The organism is Nocardia sp. NPDC049737, assembly GCF_040674755.1.
Taxonomy (GTDB): domain Bacteria; phylum Actinomycetota; class Actinomycetes; order Mycobacteriales; family Mycobacteriaceae; genus Nocardia.
The window spans coordinates 1-7,978 of record NZ_JBFANH010000078.1; the positions used below are offsets into that span (position 1 = coordinate 1).

Annotated in this window: 1 protein-coding gene; it reads left to right on the plus strand. The window is 68.6% G+C overall.

Annotated features, from left to right (window positions below; genetic code table 11):
- Positions 1 to 60: 60 nt before the first annotated feature.
- Positions 61 to 7,978: SDR family NAD(P)-dependent oxidoreductase (locus tag AB0J47_RS41940; RefSeq protein ID WP_364360194.1), on the plus strand; the 7,918-nt coding region annotated here is incomplete at its 3' end.

Here is a 7,978-nt window from a genome sequence, read left to right on the forward strand (position 1 = left end):
TCGCATTCGGCGGCGGTGGAGGCCGTTCGCGACCGGGTGCTGGCGGAGCTGGAATCGGTTGTGCCGGTATCGGGTTCGGTGCCGTTCTTCTCGACTGTGACAGCGGATTTCATGGACACCGCCGAGCTGGACGCCGGGTACTGGTACCGGGGGCTGCGTGAGCAGGTGCGCTTCGCCGACGCGATCGAGACGTTACTGGACTCGGGGACGAATGCGTTCGTGGAGACGAGCCCGCATCCTGTGGTGTCGACGGCGATCGAGCTGACGGCGGATTCGATGGGGCTGGCGGACCGGGTCGCGGTCGTCGGCACGCTGCGGCGCGACCACGGCGGCCGACAGCAGTTCGCCGCGGCCTTGGCACATGCCTACTGCGTGGGTATCGATGTAGCACCGGAACTGCTGGCCCCACCGGCACAGCGGGTGGAACTGCCGACGTATGCGTTCCAGCGGCGGCAGTGCTGGACGCTGGATGGCGTGGAGCCGCTTCCGGCTCCGCAGCGCACCGCGTCCCCGGTTCGAAGCAGGCGTGCCGTGGTGGAGGGCCCGCTGGCGCCGCGGTTGTTCGCCGCGGCCGAGCGTGACCGCGACGCGCTCGTGCTCGAGGTCGTGGCCGAACAGGCCGCGGCGGTGCTCGGCCATGATTCGGCCGATGCCGTCGCACCCGATCTGCCGTTCACCGCCGCCGGATTCGATTCGGTGAGCGGACAACAGCTTCGGAGCAACCTGGCATCGGCCACCGGTGTGCCGTTGCCCGCGACCCTGATCTTCGACCACCCGACGCCGATGGCGGTGGCGCGGCTGGTGCGTGCACATCTGGAAGGGATCGATCCCGATGTGCCACGAGTGACTCACCGGGCCGTCTCCGATGAGCCGATCGCCATCGTCGGTATCGGCTGCCGTTTCCCGGGTGGTGTCGGATCGGCCGATGATCTCTGGGAACTCGTCGCGGCGGGACGGGACGTGATCGCGCCGTTCCCATCGGATCGGGGCTGGGATCTGGAGCGGTTGTTCGATGCGGACCCGGATAAGCCGGGGACCGTGTACACCCAGGAGGGCGGCTTCCTCGATGACGCCGGCGGTTTCGATGCGAGCTTCTTCGGCGTGGGCCCGCGCGAGGCGGCGGCGATGGATCCGCAGCAGCGGCTGATGCTGGAGGTCTCCTGGGAGGCGCTCGAGGACGCGGGTATCGACCCCGCGTCGCTGCGCGGCAGCGATACCGGCGTCTACGTCGGCGCCTGCTCGTCGGGGTACGCGCCCGGGGTCGTCGGTGAATACGAAGGTTTCCGGCTGACCGGGACATCACACAGCGTGGTATCCGGCCGTGTCTCTTATGTTTTCGGTCTGGAAGGCCCGGCGGTCACGGTCGATACCGCGTGTTCGTCGTCGCTGGTCGCATTGCACCTGGCGTGCCAGGCATTGCGTCAGGGGGAAGCATCGCTGGCGCTGGCGGGCGGTGTGAGTGTGTCGGCGAGTCCGAGTCTGTACGTGGATTTCGCGCGACAGCGGGGGCTGGCGCCGGATGGGCGATCCAAGGCGTTCGCCGCCGCGGCCGACGGCGTGACGTGGTCCGAGGGCGTCGGGGTGCTCGTGGTCGAGCGGCTGTCGGACGCACAGCGGCTGGGGCACGACATTCTCGGCGTGGTGCGCGGCAGCGCGATCAATCAGGACGGTGCGAGCAATGGCCTGACCGCGCCGAACGGTCCATCGCAGGAGCGTGTGATCGCGCAGGCGCTGGCCAATGCCGGGCTCCGGGCATCGGATGTGGACGCGGTCGAAGCCCATGGCACCGGAACGGCATTGGGTGATCCGATCGAGGCGCAGGCATTGATCGCCACCTACGGGCAGGACCGGTCGGAGCCCTTGCGGATCGGGTCGGTGAAGTCGAATATCGGTCACGCGGTCGCCGCGGCCGGTATCGGTGGTGTCATCAAGATGGTGGCCGCCCTGCGGCACGAAACTCTGCCGCGAACGCTGCATGTGGATGCGCCGACGCCACACGTGGATTGGTCGGCAGGGTCGGTGCGATTGCTGACCGAGGCCGAGCCCTGGCCCGTCTCCGACCGGGTGCGGCGTGCGGGTGTGTCGTCGTTCGGGATCAGCGGCACCAACGCGCATGTGATTCTCGAGGAAGCGCCGGCGGTCGTACCGTCGCCGGACGAAGACGCCGCCGCGGTGGCGACCGATGTGGTTCCTGTGCTGGTGTCGGCCAAGTCCGACGAGGCGTTGCGCGCACAGGCGGATCGGCTGCGGCAGTGGATGATCGACCGGCCCGATGCTGGTGTCGCCGATATCGCGTATTCCTCGGTCGAGACACGCGGACACTTCGATCGGCGCGGCGCGGTCGTGGGCCGTGACCGGGAACAGGTGCTGGCCGGTCTCGCCGCTCTCGCCTCGGGCGAGGCGGCGTCGTCGGTCCTCGAGGGGCAGGTCATCCCGGGGAAGACGGCGTTCCTGTTCACCGGTCAGGGTGCGCAGCGAGCCGGGATGGGCGCGCAGTTGTACGGCGCGTTTCCGGTGTTCGCGTCGGCATTGGACCAGGTGTGCGCCCAGATCGATCCGCTGCTCGGCCGGTCGCTGAAAGACCTGATGTTCGATGAGGAGAACGCGGCGCTGCTGGACCTCACGGAGTTCACCCAGCCCGCGCTGTTCGCCTTCGAGGTGGCGCTGTTCCGGTTGGTGGAGTCCTTCGGTATGGCGCCGGATGTGCTGATCGGGCATTCGATCGGCGAGTTGGTGGCCGCCTGTGTGACGGGGGTGTGGTCGCTGGCGGATGCGTGCGCCCTGGTGGTGGCACGCGGGCGGCTGATGGGCGCGCTGCCCGAGGGCGGGGCGATGCTCGCGGTGGCGGTACCCGAGGATCGGGCAGCCGGGATGCTGACCGAGTTCCAGGGCCGGGTATCGATGGGCGCGGTGAACGGTCCGTCGTCGGTGGTGCTGTCCGGTGACGCCGCGGCGATAGCCGAGATCGAGGACAAGCTCGCCGGCGAGGGAGTCAAGACCTCCCGGTTGCGGGTCAGTCATGCGTTCCACTCGGCGTTGATCGAGCCGATGCTCGATGAATTCCGCAGTGCGGCAATGGGATTGACCTATCACGAGCCGGCCGTTCCGATCGTGTCGAACGTGTCGGGTGTCCTGGCCGGCGCCGAGGTGACCGATCCGGGCTACTGGGTCGACCAGGTGCGTGGCTGTGTCCGGTTCGCACCGGGTATCGAGACCGCGGTAGCGGCCGGGGTGCGGCGGTTCGTGGAGATCGGCCCCGATGCCGTGTTGTCCGCGATGACTCGACAGTGCCTGGCCGAGATCCCGGATGTGGAGGCCACATCGACGGTGGTCGCCGCGGCCCGGCGTGCGGCCGACGAGCCGACGCAATTCGTGTCCGCGCTGGCACAGGCCCATGTGGCAGGTATGAGTGTGGACTTGCGCCCGCTGTCGGCCGGTCGCGGTGCACAGCGGGTTTCGTTGCCCAGCTACGCCTTCCAGCATCGGCGGTACTGGCTGCAGCCTGTCGAAGCGGCAGCACGCGACTCTGGAGGTCATCCGATTCTGACGGGTGTGACCGAGCTCGCCGATACCGACGAATGGTTGTTCACCGGCCGGTTCTCGTTGCGCACGCATCCATGGATCGCCGACCACATGGCCTACGGCGTCGTGGTGGTGCCGGGCGTGCTGTTGCTCGAGTTCCTGCTCGCCGCAGGTCGCGGGATCGGCTGCGAGGTGGTCGAGGAAGTCATGGTGCAGGCGCCGATCCGGCCCGGTGCGGACGCGGTCGATGTGCAGGTGCTGGTGCAGTCGGCCGATGAGTCCGGGCGGCGTTCGTTCGAATTCTTCTATCGGAATGCCTCCGATGGGGAGTGGGTGCGCAACGCCACGGGCGTGTTCGCGGCGGAGCCGGCCGACGATTCGGCGTTGGTGTCGCAGCTGCGGGACCAGGAGTGGCCACCGGCCGATGCCGAACGCGTGGACGTGGATCGGCTGACGCTTCCGGCGCAGATCACCGAGGACACCGGACTCGAGTACGGTCCGGCGTTCATCGGTGTGCCGGCGGTATGGCAGCGTGGCGACACGGTCTTCTCCGAGGTCGTGCTGGACACCGACGCGGCACCGGAGTCCGGGCACGGTGTGCATCCGGCCTTGATGGAGCTGGTCGTGCATGCCGGGCTGTCCCGCTTGGTTTTCCGGGCCGCGGAGCCCGACCCCGATTCCGGGTGGTTGCTGTTCCAGTGGGGCGGTGCGCGTTTTCATGCGCCGGTGCCCACGGAGGTGACGGAGCTGCGGGTCATGGCGGTGAAAGCCGGAGTGAACACCATCGCCGTCGCGGCCGTCGATACGAACGGCAATCCGGTCCTGTCGATCGACGCCGTCATGATGCGTCGCAACGACGCCAAGGAATTCCGGCGCGGCTTGTCCGAGGACGCGGCCGGTCTGTACAAGGTGCACTGGGAGCCTGCCACGGCAGCGTCGGCCGGATCGCCGGCGCCGTCGATGGCCGTGCTCGCGGATTCGGCGGTACCGGGGATCGGCGTGTCATTCGCTTCCGTCGCTGAACTCATTGCGGCGGAACAGCTTCCGGAAGTCGTGGTGTGGCGCGTCCCGGAACAGGCGGCGGATGGTCCGGCAGTGGTGCGGGCCGGGGTGCACAGCACGCTGGCCACGGTGAAATCCTGGCTTGCCGAGGAGCGACTGTCCGATGTCCGGATGGTGCTGCTCACCACCGGTGGGGCGGGGCTGCCCGGCGAGGTGCCGGATGTGGTGGCGGCCGCGGCGTGGGGGTTGGTCCGCAGTGCGCAGTCGGAGAATCCGGGGCGGTTCGTTCTCCTCGACGAGGATCCGGCCGAGCGGTCGGGCGCCGACCGGATCGCGGCGGTGCTGGCCTCGGGTGAGCCGCAGGCCGCGGTGCGGGGTGCGGGAGTTCTGGTTCCCAGGCTCACCCGGACATCGAAGGCCGACGAGGTGCGCGACGCCGGCGCGGCGCCGGCTTTCGGCGACGGCGCGGTCTTGATCACCGGTGGTACCGGTGGTCTCGGTGCGTTGTTCGCCCGGCACCTGGTCGCCGAATACGGCGTGCGCAGGTTGGTGCTGTCGTCGCGGCGGGGTCCCGAGGCGCCGGGGGCGTCCGAGCTCGTCGCCGAACTGGGCCGGGCGGGCGCCGATGCCCGCGTGGTCGCGTGTGATGTCGGCGACCGTGACGCGGTGCGAAACCTGTTGGACGCCATGGATTCCGACGGCGGTGTGACCGCTGTGGTGCATACGGCGGGTGTTATCGACGACGGCACCGTGGAGTCGCTGACCAGTGAACAGGTGGACCGGGTGCTGGCGCCGAAGGTGTACGGGGCGTGGTATCTGGACGAGCTGACTCGTGACCGCGATATGTCGGCGTTCGTGGTCTTCTCGTCGATGGCGGGGGTGCTGGGTTCGGCCGGGCAGGGCAATTACGCCGCGGCCAACGCTTTCCTGGACGGTCTGGTGCAGCGGCGCCGCGCGGCGGGCTCGGCTGCGGTGTCGCTGGCATGGGGGCCGTGGAACTCCGGCAGCGGCATGACCGGGGAACTGGACAGCACCGCACTCGCACGATGGGAGCGGCTGGGGCTGGGCCGGCTCGGTGATGCCGAGGGCCTGCGGTTGTTCGACGAAGCGGTCGCCGGTTCGCAGGAGCGTCCGGCCGCGATCCGGTTCGACCCGAGCGTATTGCGGCGCGTGTCGGATCCCGATGCGGTTCCGGCCGTTTTGCGCGGTTTCGTACCGCGTTCGATGCGCCCGGCGAAGGCTGCGGGAAAGCCCGCGGCCGGTGCGCTGGCCGAGCGGTTGGCCCAGGTGCCCGAGGCCCGGCGTGCCGACGTGGTGTCGGAGGTGGTGCTGGCGCAGGCGGCGGCGGTGCTGGGACATGATTCGGCGGCCGATATCCGGCCCGATCGGCGCTTCGACGAGATCGGTTTCGATTCGCTGGGTGGCGTGGAATTCCGGAACCGGCTGAACAAGGCCACCGGTATTCAGCTGCCGTCGACTCTGGTGTTCGATTATCCGACCCCCGCGGCGGTGGCGAAACTGGTGTTGTCGAAGGTGGAGCCGAAAGCCGCGAGCGAACCGGTCAAGAAGGTGGCCCGCCGGACCCGGACCGACGAGCCGATTGCCATCGTGGGGATGGGCTGCCGGTTCCCCGGCGGTGTGACGTCGCCGGATGAGTTGTGGGACCTTCTCGCCGGGGGAATCGACGCGACCAGTGAGTACCCGTCGGATCGCGGATGGGATCTGGAGCGGCTGTTCGACGAGGACCCGGACAAGCCGGGCACCGTGTACAGCCGTCGTGCCGGATTCCTCGACGGCGCCGGTGATTTCGATGCCGGCTTCTTCGGAATCAGTCCGCGCGAGGCATCGGCGATGGACCCGCAACAGCGTCATTTGCTCGAATCGTCCTGGGAGGCATTGGAAAACGCGGGAATCGACCCGGCCGCGTTGCGCGGCACCGATGCCGGCGTGTTCGTGGGGGCGTGCTACTCGGGCTATTTCAACCGGGTCACCCCCGAGTTCGAGGGCCATCGGCTCACCGGCACGCAGGGCAGTGTGACGTCGGGACGGCTGTCGTATGTCTTCGGTATCGAAGGACCTTCGGTCACCGTGGACACCGCGTGCTCCTCGTCGCTGGTCGCCTTGCATCTGGCCTGTCAGGCGCTGCGGCAGGGAGAGACCTCGCTGGCCTTGACGGGCGGTGCGACCATCTACGCCGATCCCTATCTCTCCATCGATTTCGCAAGGCAGCGCGGCATATCGCGTGAGGGTCGTTGCAAGTCGTTCGCTGCCACGGCAGATGGCACGGCATTCTCCGAGGGCGTCGGCATGCTCGTGCTCGAGCGCCTGTCGGACGCGCAGCGCGCGGGTCACCCCGTGCTGGCGGTGGTCCGAGGCAGCGCGATCAACCAGGACGGGGCGAGTAACGGTTTGTCGGCGCCGAATGGTCCTTCGCAGGAGCGGGTGATCACCACGGCGTTGGCGAACGCGGGGCTGGAGCCGACCGATATCGATGCGGTGGAGGCACACGGGACGGGAACGCCGCTGGGTGATCCGATCGAGGCGCAGGCCCTGATCGGAACCTACGGGCAGGGGCGATCGAGTGGGCCGCTGTGGCTCGGGTCGTTGAAGTCGAATATCGGGCATACCACGGCCGCGGCGGGTGTGGGCGGTGTCATGAAGATGGTGCTGGCGTTGCGGCACGAGACGCTGCCGAAAACCCTGCACGTGGACGAGCCGAGCCCGAAGGTGGACTGGTCGGCCGGCGAGGTGGAGTTGCTGACCGAGTCGCGGCCGTGGCCGCGCAACGGGCGTGCTCGTCGCGCGGGCGTGTCGTCGTTCGGTGTCAGCGGCACCAACGCCCACGCCATCCTGGAGGAGGCGCCGCTCCCGACTCGCGCCGAATCTCCCATTGCCGCACAAGATTCGGGTCCAGCCGATTCGGATGCCATGTCGTGGATGTTGTCGGCGGTGAGTCCGGAGGCATTGCGGCAGCAGGCTGTTCGGCTCGAGCAGTGGTTGCGCACGCACCCGGATACCGACGCGGCCGATGTGGCGCATTCATTGCTGCGTCACCGGTCGCAGTTGGATTGGCGCAGTGCGGTTGTCGGTCGCGATCGCGACGGATTGATGGCGGGCCTGGCCGCACTGGCCGATCCGGCGGCGCAGACCTCGGATGAGGGTGCCGTGGTGTCGGGTCGTGTGGTGCCGCGTCGGGTGGCGTTTGTTTTTCCGGGGCAGGGGAGTCAGTGGGTGGGGATGGGTGCGGGGTTGTTGGCTGGGGGTGGGGTGTTTGCGGAGTCGGTGGCGGAGTGTGAGGTGGCGTTGGCGCCGTTTGTGGGTTGGTCTTTGAGCGCGGTGTTGCGGGGTGAGGCTGGGGTTGGGTCGTTGGATCGGGTGGATGTTGTTCAGCCGGTGTTGTTTGCGGTGATGGTGTCGTTGGCGCGGGTGTGGCGTGCGGCGGGTGTGGAGCCGT